Annotated in this window: 13 protein-coding genes; 5 read left to right on the top strand and 8 right to left on the bottom strand. The window is 72.9% G+C overall.

The window, feature by feature from the left end:
• Window positions 1–114: 114 nt before the first annotated feature.
• A complete protein-coding gene (locus FM119_RS08415; protein ID WP_087137225.1) occupies window positions 115–1,725 on the top strand; it encodes an Ig-like domain-containing protein in 1,611 nt (536 codons plus the stop codon).
• A gap of 55 nt (window positions 1,726–1,780) precedes the next feature.
• Window positions 1,781–3,082 carry a M18 family aminopeptidase gene (locus FM119_RS08410; RefSeq protein ID WP_087137257.1) on the top strand — a complete coding sequence of 434 codons (1,302 nt, stop codon included), beginning with the start codon at window positions 1,781–1,783 and terminating at the stop codon, window positions 3,080–3,082.
• A gap of 159 nt (window positions 3,083–3,241) precedes the next feature.
• On the opposite strand, the gene FM119_RS08405 is transcribed toward FM119_RS08410, so the two are convergent.
• The 3 genes from FM119_RS08405 to FM119_RS08395 form a co-directional block, all read right to left on the bottom strand.
• Window positions 3,242–4,684 carry an LCP family protein gene (locus FM119_RS08405; protein WP_179205271.1) on the bottom strand — a complete coding sequence of 481 codons (1,443 nt, stop codon included), beginning with the start codon at window positions 4,682–4,684 and terminating at the stop codon, window positions 3,242–3,244.
• A gap of 102 nt (window positions 4,685–4,786) precedes the next feature.
• Window positions 4,787–5,422: an HAD-IA family hydrolase gene (locus tag FM119_RS08400; RefSeq protein WP_087137223.1), complete on the bottom strand. Its 636-nt coding sequence runs from the start codon at window positions 5,420–5,422 to the stop codon at window positions 4,787–4,789.
• A complete protein-coding gene (locus tag FM119_RS08395) occupies window positions 5,422–5,928 on the bottom strand; it encodes a glutathione peroxidase (protein WP_087137222.1) in 507 nt (168 codons plus the stop codon). Before FM119_RS08395 ends, FM119_RS08400 begins: the two co-directional genes overlap by 1 nt.
• A gap of 84 nt (window positions 5,929–6,012) precedes the next feature.
• Here FM119_RS08395 and FM119_RS08390 point away from each other — a divergent pair, with 84 nt between their 5' ends.
• A complete protein-coding gene (locus FM119_RS08390) occupies window positions 6,013–7,497 on the top strand; it encodes a CCA tRNA nucleotidyltransferase (RefSeq protein WP_087137256.1) in 1,485 nt (494 codons plus the stop codon).
• A gap of 66 nt (window positions 7,498–7,563) precedes the next feature.
• On the opposite strand, the gene FM119_RS08385 is transcribed toward FM119_RS08390, so the two are convergent.
• The 3 genes from FM119_RS08385 to FM119_RS08375 all read right to left on the bottom strand — a co-directional run bounded on the left by FM119_RS08385 (window position 7,564) and on the right by FM119_RS08375 (window position 10,434).
• The gene (locus FM119_RS08385; RefSeq protein ID WP_087137221.1) at window positions 7,564–7,848 is read right to left on the bottom strand and encodes a hypothetical protein; all 285 of its coding nucleotides are present in this window, start codon (window positions 7,846–7,848) and stop codon (window positions 7,564–7,566) included.
• A gap of 13 nt (window positions 7,849–7,861) precedes the next feature.
• Window positions 7,862–9,190 (bottom strand): hypothetical protein, encoded by a 1,329-nt coding sequence (locus FM119_RS08380; RefSeq protein WP_087137220.1) that lies wholly within the window; start codon window positions 9,188–9,190, stop codon window positions 7,862–7,864.
• 71 nt (window positions 9,191–9,261) lie between these two features.
• Window positions 9,262–10,434 carry an AI-2E family transporter gene (locus FM119_RS08375; RefSeq protein WP_121657643.1) on the bottom strand — a complete coding sequence of 391 codons (1,173 nt, stop codon included), beginning with the start codon at window positions 10,432–10,434 and terminating at the stop codon, window positions 9,262–9,264.
• A gap of 143 nt (window positions 10,435–10,577) precedes the next feature.
• Between FM119_RS08375 and FM119_RS08370 the strand changes: the two genes are divergently transcribed.
• A complete protein-coding gene (locus tag FM119_RS08370) occupies window positions 10,578–11,639 on the top strand; it encodes an aldo/keto reductase (RefSeq protein WP_087137219.1) in 1,062 nt (353 codons plus the stop codon).
• 35 nt (window positions 11,640–11,674) lie between these two features.
• Here FM119_RS08370 and FM119_RS08365 read toward each other — a convergent pair whose 3' ends face one another.
• Window positions 11,675–12,913, bottom strand: a complete 1,239-nt coding sequence (locus FM119_RS08365) for an amidohydrolase (RefSeq protein ID WP_087137218.1) — start codon at window positions 12,911–12,913, stop codon at window positions 11,675–11,677.
• A gap of 233 nt (window positions 12,914–13,146) precedes the next feature.
• On the opposite strand from FM119_RS08365, the gene FM119_RS08360 reads away from it, so the two are divergent.
• Window positions 13,147–14,487: a sugar ABC transporter substrate-binding protein gene (locus FM119_RS08360; protein ID WP_087137217.1), complete on the top strand. Its 1,341-nt coding sequence runs from the start codon at window positions 13,147–13,149 to the stop codon at window positions 14,485–14,487.
• Window positions 14,488–14,521: 34 nt separating this feature from the next.
• Here FM119_RS08360 and FM119_RS08355 read toward each other — a convergent pair whose 3' ends face one another.
• The gene (locus tag FM119_RS08355) at window positions 14,522–14,944 is read right to left on the bottom strand and encodes a hypothetical protein (RefSeq protein ID WP_087137216.1); all 423 of its coding nucleotides are present in this window, start codon (window positions 14,942–14,944) and stop codon (window positions 14,522–14,524) included.
• Window positions 14,945–14,981 lie beyond the last annotated feature (37 nt).

The raw sequence follows: 14,981 nt of genomic DNA, 5'->3' as shown, positions 1-14,981 counted from the left end.
GATCCCGATGATGGGGTGACCGCTCGTTCCGAGCGGCGGTTTCACCGTCCACCCGTCCCCGTACTCGACTTCCGGCGCGTCTGGTCCCCGTGCGGCGCCGTCCCTGGAGGACCCATGCCCGCACCCCGTCCGTTCCTGATGCCCGCTCACCGTTCCCCCCGCGGGCGACGTCGCGCCGCTCGCACCGTCGCGCGGGTTCTTGTCGCCGTGCTCGTCGGCATGATCGGCGTCTCCCTGGTCCCCGTGATCACGGCACCGGCCGTCGCGGCGACGGACACGGGCATCGATGTCCGCGGGGTGACCCTCGCGGCCGCGCCGGACGCCGCCGTCGACGAGGCCGGTCGTGTCCTGCCGGGAGGGCTGCTGCGTCTCGGGTTCGACTGGAGCGCAGACGACGCGGTCGCCTCGGACGACACGCTGCGGATCCGCGTACCCGAGCCGCTGCGGGCGTTCGGCGGGGGCTTCCCCATCGGCGACGACAACGGCGCGGTCCTCGCCGCCTGCGAGCGGGCGGAGGACGAGCCGGCGGTGATCGACTGCGTGTTCCGCAGCTACCTCGACCAGCACCGCGCGGTGTCCGGCACGATGACCCTCGACGTGCAACTCGACCCCGCCGCCCCTGCCGGCATGGACGAGACCTCGGCGGCGCTCGAGTGGACGATCGCGGGCGAGCGCGTCGCGACGCCGTGGCCGGGAGGGGGCGTCGGCGATCCGGGGGCCGCCGGCGCACTCACGGAGACGCCGATGCGCACCGCGGTGGCCAACGCCGACGGCACCACCACCTGGACCACCACGATCCCCGACCCCTCGACCAGCCACGAGATCCGATTCCCCTCCGGTTCCGAGCCCGTGAGCCGGTCGGTCAGCTGCGACGGAGAGGAGCTGATCGCGGGCGTCGAGGCGGACGGGAACCGGGTCCGGACACCCGCCCTGCCCGACTGCGCGCGCCTCAGCCTCGTCGACAGCCACCTCACGCCGCTGGGCACCACCGTCGTCGCCGACAACAGTCGCGTCCTCCTCGACGGCGTGGACCTCGAGGCGGAGCTGCCGCGCCAGCCGGAGATGGAGGGGCACGGGTCGGGCCGCTTCATCCCGCTGCCGTCGACGCCGACGCCCACCGCTCCGCCGACGTACTCGTTCACCGTGACCCCGCCCCCGGGCGGTGACGGCTCGGCTGCGCCGGCGACGCCGTCAGAGTCGCCTGCGCCGCCCGCGTCCTCAGCGCCGTCCGAGGCGTCGGCGGTGCCCACGCCGTCGACGCCGGGTGCACCGGCCACACCCTCGCCAGCCCCGTCGCCGGCGTCGGCCTCACCGGCGACGCCGGCACCAGCCGCAGCGTCCCCGTCGTCCTCCGCGTCCGTCGTGGCCGCGGCGGTGCCGGCCGAGCGGATGCCCGACCTTTCCGCCGCCGGCCACACCGCCGGCCACACCGCCGGCCACACCGCCGGCCACACCGCCGGCTCGTCCGCCGGCTCCGTCTCCCCCGCCTCCACGCCGATGCGGGGCGAAACGGCCCTTGGCGACGGTGAGGCTGCCGCTGCCGCTGCCGCTGCCGCTGCCGCTGCCGGCGACAGCGGCTCCGCGGAGGTGCCAGCACTCGCGCGGACGGGGGCGGACGACCGACCGCCGCTGGCCCTGCTCGGCGGCGGACTCCTGGCGACCGGCGCGGTCCTCGCGGGTGTTCTCGCCCGGCGGCGGCCGTCGGCGGCCGACGCGTCCGACTGATCGGGGCACGAGCGGGAGTCCGCACGGACGCGGAACCGGTGGTTGGATGGAGACCATGACCTCAGCTCGTCGCCCCGACCCCGAACAGCACATCGACGATCTCTCCCGATTCGTCGCGGCGTCCCCCAGCTCGTACCACGCCGCCGCCGAGACCGCCCGTCGGCTTGACGAAGCCGGATACACCCGCCTCGACGAGCGCGAGCCCTGGGGCGACACCAGCGGTGACCACTACGTCATCAGGGACGGCGCGATCATCGCCTGGCGGCAGCCGGCCGGCGCGGACGCGGGCATCCCGTTCCGCATCCTCGGGGCGCACACCGACTCCCCCGGGTTCAAGCTCAAGCCCCAGCCCACCCTCGAGCGCTCCGGCTGGGCGCAGGCCGGGGTGGAGGTCTACGGCGGCCCGCTGCTGAACTCCTGGCTCGACCGCGAGCTCGAACTCGCCGGACGTGTCGTCGCGGTGGACGGCAGCGAGCACCTCGTGCGCACCGGGCCCCTGCTGCGCATCCCCCAGCTCGCCATCCACCTGGACCGCGAGGTCAACTCCGGCCTCACGCTCGACCGGCAGCGCCACACCGCGCCGGTGTTCGGACTGGGCGACGCGGGCGACCTGCTCGCACTGCTCGCCGCGAGCGCAGGGCTCGCCGCGACGGACGTCGCCGGCCACGACGTGCTCGTCGCCGACACGCAGCCGGCGCGGCGCTTCGGAGCCGACGGCCAGCTCTTCGCCTCCGGCCGCCTCGACAACCTCGCCTCCGTCCACGCCGCCGTGACCGCGCTGCTCGCCGCCCCCGCGAGCGCGGAGCACGTCAGCGTCCTCGCCGCGTTCGATCACGAGGAGCTCGGCTCCGCCAGCAGGTCGGGGGCGTCGGGCCCGTTCCTCTCCGACATCCTGGCCCGGATCACCGCGGGGCTCGGCGGGACGGCCGACGACGCGGCGCGCGCGATCGCCGGTTCCTGGTGCCTCTCCGCCGACGCCGGGCACGGCGTCCACCCCAACTACCCGGAGCGCCACGACCCCGAGGTCAGGCCGATGCTCGGCGGCGGCCCCCTGCTCAAGATCAACGGCAACCAGCGCTACGCCAGCGACGCGCACGGCGCCGCACTCTGGGCGGCACTGTGCCGCGGCGCCGGGATCACCGGACAGGACTTCGTCTCCAACAACACCGTGCCCTGCGGTTCAACGATCGGGCCGCTGACCGCCACCCGCCTGGGGATCAGGACGGTCGACGTCGGTATCCCGCTGCTGTCGATGCACTCCGCGCGCGAGCTCTGCCACGTCGACGACCCCGCCGCGCTGTCCGCCGCCGTCGCGGTCTTCTTCGCCGGGGCGGAGCACGAGGCCGCCCGCGCCTGAGGCCTCGGCGTCACGCCCGGAGGGTCACGCGCCGGAGCCCCGCCGCAGGAGGACACTCCTCGGCGACCAGACACGCCTGGGCGACCAGACATGCCCCGGCGACCGCTCGGTCGCCGGGGCATCGTGGTCAGTGGGCGGCCGAGCCCTCCGACCGTCCGCTCAGCCGCAGAGGTTCGCGTCGGCGGTGCTCGCCTCCGCCTCGACGGCCTCCTCCGAGGCGACCGGCGTGGTGATCTCGTCGATGTCGTCGCCGATGACGAGCGTGACACCGCTGGCGTTCGCGTCGACGACGGGCTCCAGGTCGTAGCCCATCTTCTTCACCAGTGCTTCTGCCGTCGCACGCGCCTCCGCAGTGTCGGTGATGAGCAGCTGGGTCTTCTCGCTGACCGCCGCGTCACCGACCCCGCCGGAGACGAAGCCGGCCTCGGTCAGCTCGGTCGAGGTGGACGTGGCCAGACCCTGGGTCATCGTCCCGTTGAGCACGAGGACCGGCGTCGTGGTCGCGACGCTCGGCTCATCGCTCGGCGTTGCGGAGGCGCTCGGGTCCGCGGTCGCGGAGTCGTCCGCCCCCTCCTCGCCCTCGATCTTCAGCGGGGCGTCGGCGGCGATGTTGGTGAAGATCGCCTGCGCCGCCTCCGTGGGGACGACGCGGTTCGGGTCGGTGGGGGCGGCGGCCGCCGGCATCGCGACGAAGGTGATGTCCGAGTTCTTCACGGAGGCGACCCGCGCCGCGAGCGAGCTCAGGTTGCCGATCGAGCCGAGCCCGCTGTCGACGGTGAGGGACTTCGTGATCGCGTCGAGCAGGTTGACCAGCCGGTCGGGGCGCGTGAGCACCTCGGCGCTGGTGATCTTCTGCATGAGCGCCGCCATGACCTTCTGCTGGTTGCCGAGCCGGGCCAGGTCGCTTCCGTCGCCGACCGCGTGACGGGTCCGGGCGAGGGACAGCGCCTGCTCGCCGTCGAGGACCTGCTCACCCGCGGGCAGGTCGAGCCCCGCGTAGCTGTCCTGCATGGCCTCGGGCAGGCAGATCGGCAGGCCGTCGATGGCCTGCACCATCGTCTTGAACCCGACGAAGTCGATCGAGATGAAGTGCTCGATGTTGACGCCGGTGAGGTCCTGCACGGCCGCGACCGAGCAGCTCTCGCCGTACATGAGCGCCGAGTTGATCATGCCGTAGCCGCCGGCGTACGCGCCCGAGCCGGTGTCCTCGCAGGCGGGGAGTTGGGTCAGCGTGTCCCTGGGGATCTGCAGCACGTCGATCCTGGCGTCGTCCTTGGCGATGTGAACGAGCATCAGGGCGTCGCTGCGGCGTCCGCCGTCGTCGTCACCGTAGGCGGCGTTGTCCGCGTCGCGGCTGTCCGAGCCGATGACGAGGATGTCGAGCGCGTCATGGGACTGCTTCTCGTCCGCCTCCTTCGGCAGCGCGGTGCCCGCCGTGAGGGGCGCGGTCTGCAGGTTTCCCTGGAGCTTGAGCGCGACCGAGCCGACTCCGATGCCGAGCGCGACCACGAGCCCCCCGGCCGTCCAGGCCACGATCCGCGGCCAGAGCCGCCGTTTGCGGGCGTGCCGGGCACCGCCGGAGTGGCGTTGGGTTCGAGGCACGGGTCTCACTTTCATCGGGTGGGGGCGGCACCGGGGCGGGACAACCCGGACGATCATGCTGCTCTCCCGTGGGAATCGCCTGATCGTGGAATCTGCCGACGCTCAGAATCTTAGGCTGATAGTCCCGTCGGAGGCGACGTGGACGTCGAGGTCACGGTAGTTCTCCAGTCGGGGCAGTCCGTCGGCCTCGGGCCCTCCCCCGTCACCGATCGCGACGGCCCGCATCCCCGCGGAGCGGGCCGCGGCCAGGCCGGCGGGGGCGTCCTCGAACACGATCGCGTCCTCCGGGTCGACCCCGAGCAGGCGGGCGGCGCGCAGGTACCCCTCCGGGTCGGGCTTGCCCTCCGCCACCTGCTCTGCCGTGACGACGACGTCGGGGACGGGCAGCCCCGCGGCGCGCATCCGGGCGCGCATGAGCGGTTCCGTCGCACTCGTGACCAGCGCCACCGAGCCGGGGGGCAGCATCGCGAGGACCTCCCCTGCGCCGGGAAGCGCGACGACGCCGTCGAGCTCCGTGGTCTCCCGCTCGGCCAGTCCGGCTGCCAGCGCCTCGTGGTCGGCCGCCGGGGGGAAGAAGCGCCGGATCGAGTCGATCGCGCGCACACCGTGGATGTGCGGAAGGACGGTGTCCGCGTCGATCCCCTCCGCCCGGCAGAGGTCCTTCCAGAGTCGCTCGACGACGGGGGTGGAGTCGAGCACGGTGCCGTCCATGTCGAACAGCAGCGCGCGGGCGCGCATCAGGCGGTCCCCGTGCCGTGTCCGACGGCGACGGCGGCGTCGATCGCCGCGATCACCTCGGGGTCGTCTGGCTGGGTCTTCGGGCGGAAGCGGCGGACCCCGCCGTCGCGGTCGACGACGAACTTCTCGAAGTTCCAGCTCACGCGCCCGGCCTTGCCGTTCCCGTCGGGGGTCGTGGTCAGCTCCGCGTAGAGCGGGTGCCGGGAGCGCCCGTTCACCTTCGTCTTCTCCATGAGGGGAAAGGTGACGCCGTAGCTCGTCGAGCAGAACTCCTGGATCTTCTCCGCCGAGCCGGGCTCCTGGCCGGCGAACTGGTTGCAGGGGAAGCCGACGACGGTGAGGCCGCGGTCGGCGTAGTCGCGCTGCAGCTGCTCGAGCTTGCCGTACTGCGGGGTGAGGCCGCAGCGCGAGGCGACGTTGACGACGAGCACGGGTCCGTCGGACAACTCGCCGAGGGTCGTCGCACGGCCGTCGATGGTGATCAGGGGGATGTCGAAGACGCTCACACGCGGCAGTCTACGCGCGCGGGCGCCGCCCGCGGCGGGCGGGATCCGGCAGGCGCGCCCCGCCCGATCGATACGATGGTCCCCATGCAAGAAGTGAGGATGGCCGACGCCCTCGGTCGTGTGCAGGCGCTCGCCGAGTCCCCGATCGTGGCCCGCGTGGCGGCGGCCTTCGCGGAGGCGGGGCACGAGCTCGCGCTCGTCGGCGGGCCGGTGCGGGACGCCATCCTCGGACGCAGCGTGCACGACCTCGACTTCACGACCGACGCCCGCCCCGACCAGATCCTCGCCGTCCTCGAGCCGATCAGCGCCGCGCACTGGGACATCGGCCGCGAGTTCGGCACCATCGGTGCCCGGGTGCGCGTCGGCGACCTCGTCGACACCGTCGAGGTGACGACCTACCGCGCGGACAGCTACGACGGCGTGACCCGCAAGCCGGTCGTGGCCTTCGGGGACAGCCTGAAGGGCGACCTGCGGCGCAGGGACTTCACCGTGAACGCCATGGCGCTGCGCGTGCCCGAGGTCGAGCTCGTCGACCCGGCCGGCGGCATCGAGGACCTGCTCGCGGGAGTGCTGCGCACGCCCGTCGAGCCGGAGCACAGCTTCGGCGACGATCCGCTGCGGATGATGCGCGCGGTCCGTTTCGCCTCGCAGCTCGGCTTCGAGGTCGAGGGCGCCACCCTCGACGCCATCGCCGAGCGGGCGGGCAGTCTCGAGATCGTCAGCGCCGAGCGCGTGCAGGACGAGCTGAACAAGCTGCTGCGCACCGACTCACCGCGTCGCGGGCTGCGCCTCATGGTCGACACGGGTCTCGCGGCCCTCGTGCTCCCCGAGATCCCCGCGCTGCGCCTCGAGGTCGACGAGCACCACCACCACAAGGACGTCTACGAGCACTCCCTGACGGTCCTCGACCAGGCGATCGACTACGAGCACTCGCGCCACCCCGGCGCGGAGCCCGACCTCGTCCTGCGCCTGGCCGCCCTGCTGCACGACATCGGCAAGCCGGCGACGCGGCGCCTGGAGCCCGGCGGCGCGGTGACGTTCTACCACCACGACGTCGTGGGGGCGAAACTGGCGAAGAAGCGCCTGCTCGCGCTCAAGTACGACCGGCAGACCATCGCCAGCGTGTACCGGCTGATCGAGCTGCACCTGCGGTTCTTCGGCTACACCGATGCCGTCTGGAGCGACTCCGCGGTCCGCCGCTACGTGCGCGACGCCGGTGACGAGCTCGAGCGTCTGCACATCCTCGTGCGCGCCGACGTCACCACGCGCAACAGGCGGAAGGCCGATCGGCTCGGTTTCGCCTACGACGACCTCGAGCACCGCATCGCCGTGCTCGCCGAGGAGGAGGAGCTCAACGCCGTCCGCCCCGACCTCGACGGCAACCGCATCCAGGAGGTGCTCGGTCTTCGGCCCGGCCGTGAGGTGGGCGAGGCGTACCGTTGGCTGCTCGAGCTCCGGCTCGACGAGGGCCCGCTCGGCGAGGAGGAGGCGGAGCGCCGTCTGCGCGCCTGGTGGGCGGAGCGCGCCGCACGCTCGGACGTTCCGTCCGGGGGCGACGGGCAGGGCTGAGGCCCTCACCGGTCCGGGTACTGTCGCCGTGGCGGGTCCGCCGCGGCCGCCCGGTCACCATGGCCCCTAGAGGGAGTCGGCGTCCCCGTCCGACGCGGCGCCACGACCGCGCTCACCGTGACGTTCCCGCGTGCGCGGGTGCACGTAGGGACCGTCCCGATGGGCAGCGGGATCGGTGGCACCGGAGGAACGGTCCGTCGCGGCCGCATCGTCCGCCCCACCGTCGTTCCCCGGCTCGTCCCCCCGGTGGTCGGGTTCCTCGCGCCGCCGCATCCGCCGCAGCCGAGCCTCGGCCCAGCCGAAGGTGAGGTGGGCTCGTCCCCACGCGCCGCCGCCGCTGCCGTCCGTCATCGTCGCTCCCTCGTCAGCGCCAGGCGCTCGGGCCCGTCCCGCCCGGCCGGTACTGGTCCATGGGCACGTCGCCGCGCTGCCAGGCGTTCAGGACAGGCGTCACGATCCGCCAGCCCTCCTCGACCGCGTGCGCCCCCAGGCTGAGCGTCGTGTCGCCGGAGAGCACGCCCTCCAGCAACTGCGCCGCCGCGCTGCCCGAACCTCTGAGCGGGGCCGTCGCGAACGATCGGGCCTCCAGCGTGTACGGATCGGGGCCACCGGACATGCCGAGCGTGATCTGGACCTCGGCGGGGTCCAGCCCGATCCGCACGGTCGACGGCGTCCGCGCCGGGTTGAGCCCACGCGGCACGCGGGGCGGGTCCTTCAGCGTGATGAGGATCTCGTGCCTGGCGCTCAGCGCCCGCCCGGCGCGCAGAACGATGGGGACGCCGGCCCAGCGCCAGGTGTCGACCTGGACGTTCACCTCGGCCAGCGTCTCGGTGTCCGCGGCCCCCGAGGCGGTGAACGCCGGGAACGGCACCTTGTCGATCGTGCCGCCGAGGTAGCGCGCCCGTCGCGACGCGCCCGGCCCGTCGCCGGCGACGCTCGTCGCGCGGAGCACCTGCAGCAGGCCGCCGCGGAGCTCGTCGGCACCGAGGCTCGACGGCGGCTCCATGAGCAGGACGCCGAGCAGGTGGAGCAGCTCCGTCTGGACGACACCGGCGAGCGGCCCGCACTCGTCCGGCGACTGGGCGCGCGGCTCCTCGCGGACGATCTCGATCCGGGCGATGTTGCCCGCGCCGAGCAGGGGCTCGAACAGGCGGTTCCCGAAGCGCAGGCCGAGCAGGCTCGTCAGCATGTCCGTGCTCAGTCCCGGGTCGATCCGGTGGGTCCTGCTGTCGGGCAGGGTGGTCTGGAGCGCGCGGTTCAGGGCGCGCGCCGTGCGCAGCGTCGTCCCGAACGGACCCGACAGGGAGAGGGTGAGACCCGAGGGGACGCCGTGCTCGCGGAGCGCGGCGAGCACGGCCAGGGTGTCGGCGTGCGGGGTGTCCAGGTGCAGGGCGACCCGTCCGCCCGTCGCGGCGAGCATGGTCCGCACGCCGGCGGCCGTCCGCGGGTCGGCGACCACCCAGCGGGCCCCCGTCGTCGTCCTCCGGGTCACCGACCTGCTGTAGCCGGCCGCCTCGAGTGCGGAGCGCAGCTCCGCCTGCCAGCGCGCGTCGTCGATGAGGTCGGGGCCGACCCCGATGATGCGGATCGACCGCCCCGGGTCGGCGGAGAGCAGCTCGGCCGCGCCGGTCAGCAGCGGGGCGGAGGGGCTCGGTACGCCGAGCAGCGCGAGGGTGGTCAGCGGCGTCGCCATAGCGTCAAGAGTAGACGCTGTGACCGCCGACACCCCCGGCCAGGGCGGGGGTTAATCGGAAGCCCGGAGGATCAGCCGCGCGCGCCGAGGATGAATCGGGCGAGCCGTCCGCGTGGCGGTCGCGGCCGCGCCGGCTCCGCCGCCGCGTCGCTGGCGAGCACCTCCGGGTCTGCGGGGACGTTCCAGGTCTTGATGATCGCCCACGCCGCGGCGACGATCGGGACCGCCAGCACCGCACCGATGATCCCTGCCAGCACGGTGCCGCCGGTCAGCGCGACGAGGACGACGAGCGGGTGCAGCTTCAGCGACTGGGCCATGACCACGGGCTGAAGCAGGTTCCCCTCCAGCTGGTTGACGGCGACGACCGCGGCCACGACGATCAGTGCGACGACGAGCCCCTGGTCGACGAGCGCGACGAGCGCCGCGAGCGTTCCGGCCAGCGTCGCCCCGACGATCGGGATGAACGCGCCGACGAAGACGACCACGGTGAGCGGGATCGCGAGCGGCACCTGCATGATCAGCAGCACCGCGCCGATGCCGATCGCGTCGACGAGGGCGATCGTCGCCGTCCCCCTGACGTAACCGCCGAGCACGCGCTGCGTGGTCTGGCCCACCCGGACGCCGCGGGCGTAGCGCTCGCCGCTGAACGGGGTGAGGATGAACGCCCAGATCCGGTCGCCGTCCTTGAGGAAGTAGAACAGGATGACCAGGGTCAGCAGGAAGCCGGTGATCACGCTCGCGACGGCGGACACGCCCGCGATGGCCCCCGAGCCGAACTGGCTGCTGGTGAGGAAGTCCCCGACGGCGCTCTTCATGCTCTCCAGTTGGTCGTTGCTGATGGAGAACGGCAGGTGCTGGAGCGCGTCGTTGATCTGCGCGACGCCGTTGCTCGCCGACTCGACCAGGTCGTCCCACTGGTTCGAGACGGTCGAGGAGATCAGCCAGACGACGCCGCCGAAGATGAGCGCACCGGCGATCAGGGTGATCCAGGTTGCGAGCATCTTCGGCACCTTCTTGGCCGCGAGCCAGCGGACCACCGGCGAGATTGCGGCGGAGAGGATGAGTGCGATGAGGACGGGGATGACCACGACCTTCAGCTGGACGAGCGCGACCACCAGCAGGGCGGCCAGACCGATCACCACCAGGATCTGCAGGCTCCGCATCGCCAGCCAGCCCAGCTGGTCGGTGAGGAGCGCGGTGAGCCGGCCGCGGCCGGTCGAGGGTGTCTGTGCCGGTGTCGCCATGGGTGAAGGTTAGCCCGTCCGGCGTGGCGGACGATACCCGTCGGCGTGTGACGCGGTCGCTGGTCCGCGCGCCCCGATCCCGTTTAGGCTGACGATGGCGTCGCCGGACGGCGGCGTCTACCGGCAACAAGGGAGTCCGTGCCATGACGCAGTCGCGTGTCCGCTTCGACCAGGGGGTCCCCGACACCCACGCGCCCTACCGCGCCGCAGCCGATCGCTACACCGGCACCGAGTACCGCCGCCTCGGCGACAGCGGGCTGCTGCTGCCGCCGCTCTCGCTCGGCTTCTGGTACAACTTCGGCGACGACCGCCCCTTCCAGACCCAGCGCGAGATCCTCCGCTACGCCTTCGACCACGGGGTCAACCACTGGGACCTGGCCAACAACTACGGTCCGCCGTACGGCTCGGCGGAGGAGAACCTCGGCCGGCACCTGCGCAAGGACTTCGCGCCGTACCGCGACGAGCTCACGATCACGACGAAGGCCGGCTGGGACATGTGGCCGGGGCCGTTCGGACAGCTCGGCTCGCGCGGGTACCTGCTCTCCAGCCTGGACGCCTCGCTGCAGCGGCTCGGCCTCGACCACGTCGACATCTTCTACTCGCACCGCTTCGACGAGGACACCCCGCTGGAGGAGACGATCGGGGCTCTCGACACGGCCGTCCGGCAGGGCAAGACCCGCTACGTCGGGATCTCGTCCTACTCGGCGGAGCGCACCGAGCAGGCGCTCGACATCGCGGACAGGCTGGGCACCCCCCTGGTCATCCACCAGCCGGCGTACTCGCTGCTGAACCGCTGGATCGAGGGCGGACTGGACGAGGTGCTCGTCCGTCGCGGCCGCGGGGCGATCGCGTTCACAGCGCTCGCGCAGGGCCTGCTGACCGACCGCTATCTCGGAGACGCCCCCGCGGAGTCGGCCGGTTCGCCGCGGTCGCGTCACGTCGACGAGGAGCTGCGTCGCCGGCTGCGCGGACTGGCCGTCATCGCCGCGGGCCGGGGGCAGTCGCTGGCGCAGATGGCGCTGGCCTGGGTGCTGCACAACCCCGCCGTCGTGTCGACGCTCATCGGGGTCTCGTCGGTCACGCAGCTGAAGGAGAACCTCGCGGCGCTCGACAACCTCGAGTTCAGCCAGGAGGAGCTGACGGCGATCGACGAGTTCGCCGGCGACGCGGGCGTGAACTTCTGGGCGGTGTCGGCGGACGCCTGAGCCGTGGCGTCCGCTGGGGCGGCGTTCCCGTCGCCTCAGCGGGCGAGCCAGTGCAGCGCCGCGGTTCGCAGCGCCGCGACGCCGATGCCGAGCGTGGGCTCGATGACCGGCGCGAAGAACGGCGAGTGGTTGGACGGCTGCTCGGCCACGATGCGGGCGATGTCCTCCTCGTCCCTCGCCCCGGCGAACAGCGAGGGGTCGGCCCCGCCGAGGATCCAGTAGACCAGTGGGGCGCCTGACGCCGTGGCGAAGCCGCCGACGTCTTCGCTCCCGGTGACCGGCCCCGGCTCGATGACCCTGATGCCGGGCACGCCCGCGGCGAGGGCGGCCGCGGTCGCCCTGGCCCCCTCCCCGTCGTTGACCAGAGGGGGGAAGGAGTGGGTCGAGGTGAACTCCGGCTCGCGCTCGGCCCCCGATGCGGCGCACTCGGCGCGGACGATGCGCTCGATCGCCGTGAGGATGCGGTCGCGCACCTGCGGCGTGAACGTCCGGATGCCGACGGTGAGCTCGGCCGTGTCGGGGATGATGTTGGGTGCCGTCCCTGCGTGGACGGAGCCGACGGTGAGCACGGCGGTCTCTGCTCCGGCGACCTCTCGCGAGACGATCGTCTGCAGCCGGAGGATCACCGCGGCGGCGAGGACGACCGGATCGATCGTCGTCTCCGGGCGTGATCCGTGGCCTCCCCTGCCGTACAGCCGGATGGTCAGGGCGTCGGAGCCGGCGAACGCCGGTCCCGGCTGCACGCCGAGCACGCCGGCCGGCAGTGGGGCGACGTGCTGGCCGAGGACAACGTCGGGGGTGCCGAAGCGCTCGAACAGCCCGTCGGCGACCATTGCGGCGGCACCGGTGCCGAGCTCCTCGGCCGGCTGGAAGACGGCGAGCGCCCTGCCGCTCCAAGCGGTGTCGGCGGCGAGCTCGGCGACGGCGCCGAGCAGGGCGGCGGTGTGCATGTCGTGGCCGCAGGCATGCATGACGGGCACCTCACGGCCGTCGGGCGTGACCGTCGTCACCGTGCTCCGGTAGGGCAGCCCGGTCTGCTCGGCCACCGGGAGCGCGTCCATGTCGGCGCGGAGCAGCACGGTCGGTCCGTCTCCGCGGTCGAGGACCCCGACGACCCCCGTCCCTCCGACGCCCGTGTCCACGGTGCAGCCCACTGCGCGCAGCCGCTCGGCGACGATGCCGGCCGTGCGCGTCTCGGCGAGGCTGAGCTCGGGGTGCGCGTGCAGGTCCGTGTAGAGGTCGGTGAGGGGCGGGAGCTCGGTTGCGGGCGTCATGGCCCCATCCTGGTCCTCGACCGCGGCTCGCGGTAGACCGCTCCGTGAGGCCGTCGCTGTGCACTCCCCCGCTCCCGAGCGCGGGCAGAACACCTCGGCCCGCGTCGGCCCGGCCGGACGCCCGTTCGATGTTTGCAGTGGCGTGGTCTAGCATCGTGGGGGTCCGAACCCCGTCTCGGGCCGCGGAGCACCCCGGACACCCGACCGGGCTGCGTCGGCCCAGGAAGAGCAGCATGCGTACTCGCCCCCTCGTCATCACCGCCGTCGTCGCCGTCGGCGCCCTCGCCCTCGCCGGGTGCTCCTCCCCCGCGCCGAGCAGCACCCAGAACCCCGACGGCACCACGACGGTGACCGTCCGGCTGTGGGACGAGACGGTCGCGGCCTCCTACGAGGAGTCGTTCGCCGCGTTCGAGAAGGCCAACAGCGACATCGACGTCGAGGTCTCCGTCGTCCCGTGGGACGAGTACTGGACGCAGCTGCGCACCGACGTGGCCGGGTCCACCGCGGCGGACGTGTTCTGGGTGAACTCGTCCAGCTACGCGGGCTACGCGGACAGCAACAACCTCGTCAACATCGACGAGGCGCTCGGGTCGAACGCGCGCGGCGCCTGGGAGTCCAGCGTCGTCGATCAGTTCACCAGGGACGACGTCCTCTGGGGTGTCCCGCAGGTGTACGACGCCGGCATTGCGACGTACTACAACGCCGACCTCCTCGAGGAGGCCGGCGTGGACCCGGAGTCCCTCGGCTCCCTGGTCTGGAGCCCCGACGAGGACGACGACACCTTCCTCGACGTGGCCAAGAAGCTCACCGTCGACGAGTCGGGCACGCGCGGCGACGAGAAGGGCTTCTCCGGCGACAAGCTGGCGCAGTACGGCACCAACATCGGCAACGACCTGCAGGCGATCCTGCTGCCCTACATCGGCTCGAACGGCGGCTCCTTCGAGGACGGCGAGCAGTTCTCCTTCGCCGAGCCCGCCTCCGCCCAGGCGTTCCAGTACCTCGTCGACGCGGTCAACGACGCGCACGTCGCGCCCCCGGGTGCGGAGACGAACGCGGACGGCGACTTCAGCCGCGACGCCTTCATCGACGGCAAGCTCGCCCTGTTCCAGTCGGGCGTCTACAACCTGAAGAACGTCGCCGACGGCGCCGACTTCGACTGGGGCGTCGTGCCGATGGCCTCCGGCCCGAAAGGCCGCGTCTCGGTCACCAACGGCATCGTCGCCGCGGGCAACGCCCAGAGCGAGAAGCAGGACCAGATCAAGCGCGTGCTGAGCTGGATGGGCAGCGAGGAGGGCAACGCCTACCTCGGCACGTCCGGCAGCGCGGTTCCCGCCGTCACCGCGGCGGAGGACGCCTTCACCTCGTACTGGTCCGGCGAGGACGTCGACGTCACGCCGTTCTTCGACTCGGTGAACGGTGCGACCCCGATCCCCGCACCCTCCAGCTCGCACTACGAGGACGGCGCGGCCGTGTTCGAGCCCATCTTCGACCAGATGTTCGAGGGTGATCGCGAGGTCGGCGAGGCGCTGACCCAGGCGCAGGACCTCGCGAACGTCGCGGTCACCGACGGCTGAGTCGGGCGCGGGCTCCCCGCGGGGCCGGCGCTGATCAGACGGCCGGAGCGGTCCCGTCGAACGGCGTCACGGTCGCCCAGTTGCCCTGGTCGTCGCCGACGAGGTAGAGCACGAGCGGGGTGTCGGTGTCGAGCGGGTCGCTCCAGTCGCCGCTGCCGCACGTCTCGGGCGTGGAGACGACGCGGATCCGGCTGCCGGCCTCGGCGTCGCCCTTGAGCGTCTCGTCGACGGTGACGGTCCAGGCCGCGGCATCGACCCCGAGCATCCGCTCGTCGCCGTCGCGCTCGTCGACGGTGCCGATGACGACGAGCTGGGAGGCGTCGGTGCGCTGCTGCTCGCTGGAGAGCTCCGGCCAGCTCGCGCACTCCTCCGCTCCGCCCGGTGCGCAGGCGCTCGTGCCGAGCACGCCGAGGAGAACGAGGACGGCGGCGGGGCCGCGCGCGGGTCGTCGGGCCATGGGGGTTCCTCTCGGGAACGACGGACGGAACGGGATT

It is taken from the genome of Mycetocola reblochoni REB411, from assembly GCF_900163835.1.
Classification (GTDB): Bacteria; Actinomycetota; Actinomycetes; order Actinomycetales; family Microbacteriaceae; genus Mycetocola_B; species Mycetocola_B reblochoni.
The sequence above is the reverse complement of the archived record's forward strand: the minus strand, read 5'-3'. Positions and strand labels throughout refer to the sequence as shown.

What these genes read in the sequence shown, in the direction of transcription:
- FM119_RS08415 (WP_087137225.1), top strand. Translation starts at nt 115, where the DNA reads ATGCCCGCACCCCGTCCGTTCCTGATGCCCGCTCACCGTTCCCCCCGC.
- FM119_RS08410 (WP_087137257.1), top strand. Translation starts at nt 1,781, where the DNA reads ATGACCTCAGCTCGTCGCCCCGACCCCGAACAGCACATCGACGATCTC.
- FM119_RS08400 (WP_087137223.1), bottom strand. Translation starts at nt 5,422, where the DNA reads ATGCGCGCCCGCGCGCTGCTGTTCGACATGGACGGCACCGTGCTCGAC.
- FM119_RS08390 (WP_087137256.1), top strand. Translation starts at nt 6,013, where the DNA reads ATGCAAGAAGTGAGGATGGCCGACGCCCTCGGTCGTGTGCAGGCGCTC.
- FM119_RS08385 (WP_087137221.1), bottom strand. Translation starts at nt 7,848, where the DNA reads ATGACGGACGGCAGCGGCGGCGGCGCGTGGGGACGAGCCCACCTCACC.
- FM119_RS08380 (WP_087137220.1), bottom strand. Translation starts at nt 9,190, where the DNA reads ATGGCGACGCCGCTGACCACCCTCGCGCTGCTCGGCGTACCGAGCCCC.
- FM119_RS08375 (WP_121657643.1), bottom strand. Translation starts at nt 10,434, where the DNA reads ATGGCGACACCGGCACAGACACCCTCGACCGGCCGCGGCCGGCTCACC.
- FM119_RS08370 (WP_087137219.1), top strand. Translation starts at nt 10,578, where the DNA reads ATGACGCAGTCGCGTGTCCGCTTCGACCAGGGGGTCCCCGACACCCAC.
- FM119_RS08365 (WP_087137218.1), bottom strand. Translation starts at nt 12,913, where the DNA reads ATGACGCCCGCAACCGAGCTCCCGCCCCTCACCGACCTCTACACGGAC.
- FM119_RS08360 (WP_087137217.1), top strand. Translation starts at nt 13,147, where the DNA reads ATGCGTACTCGCCCCCTCGTCATCACCGCCGTCGTCGCCGTCGGCGCC.
- FM119_RS08355 (WP_087137216.1), bottom strand. Translation starts at nt 14,944, where the DNA reads ATGGCCCGACGACCCGCGCGCGGCCCCGCCGCCGTCCTCGTTCTCCTC.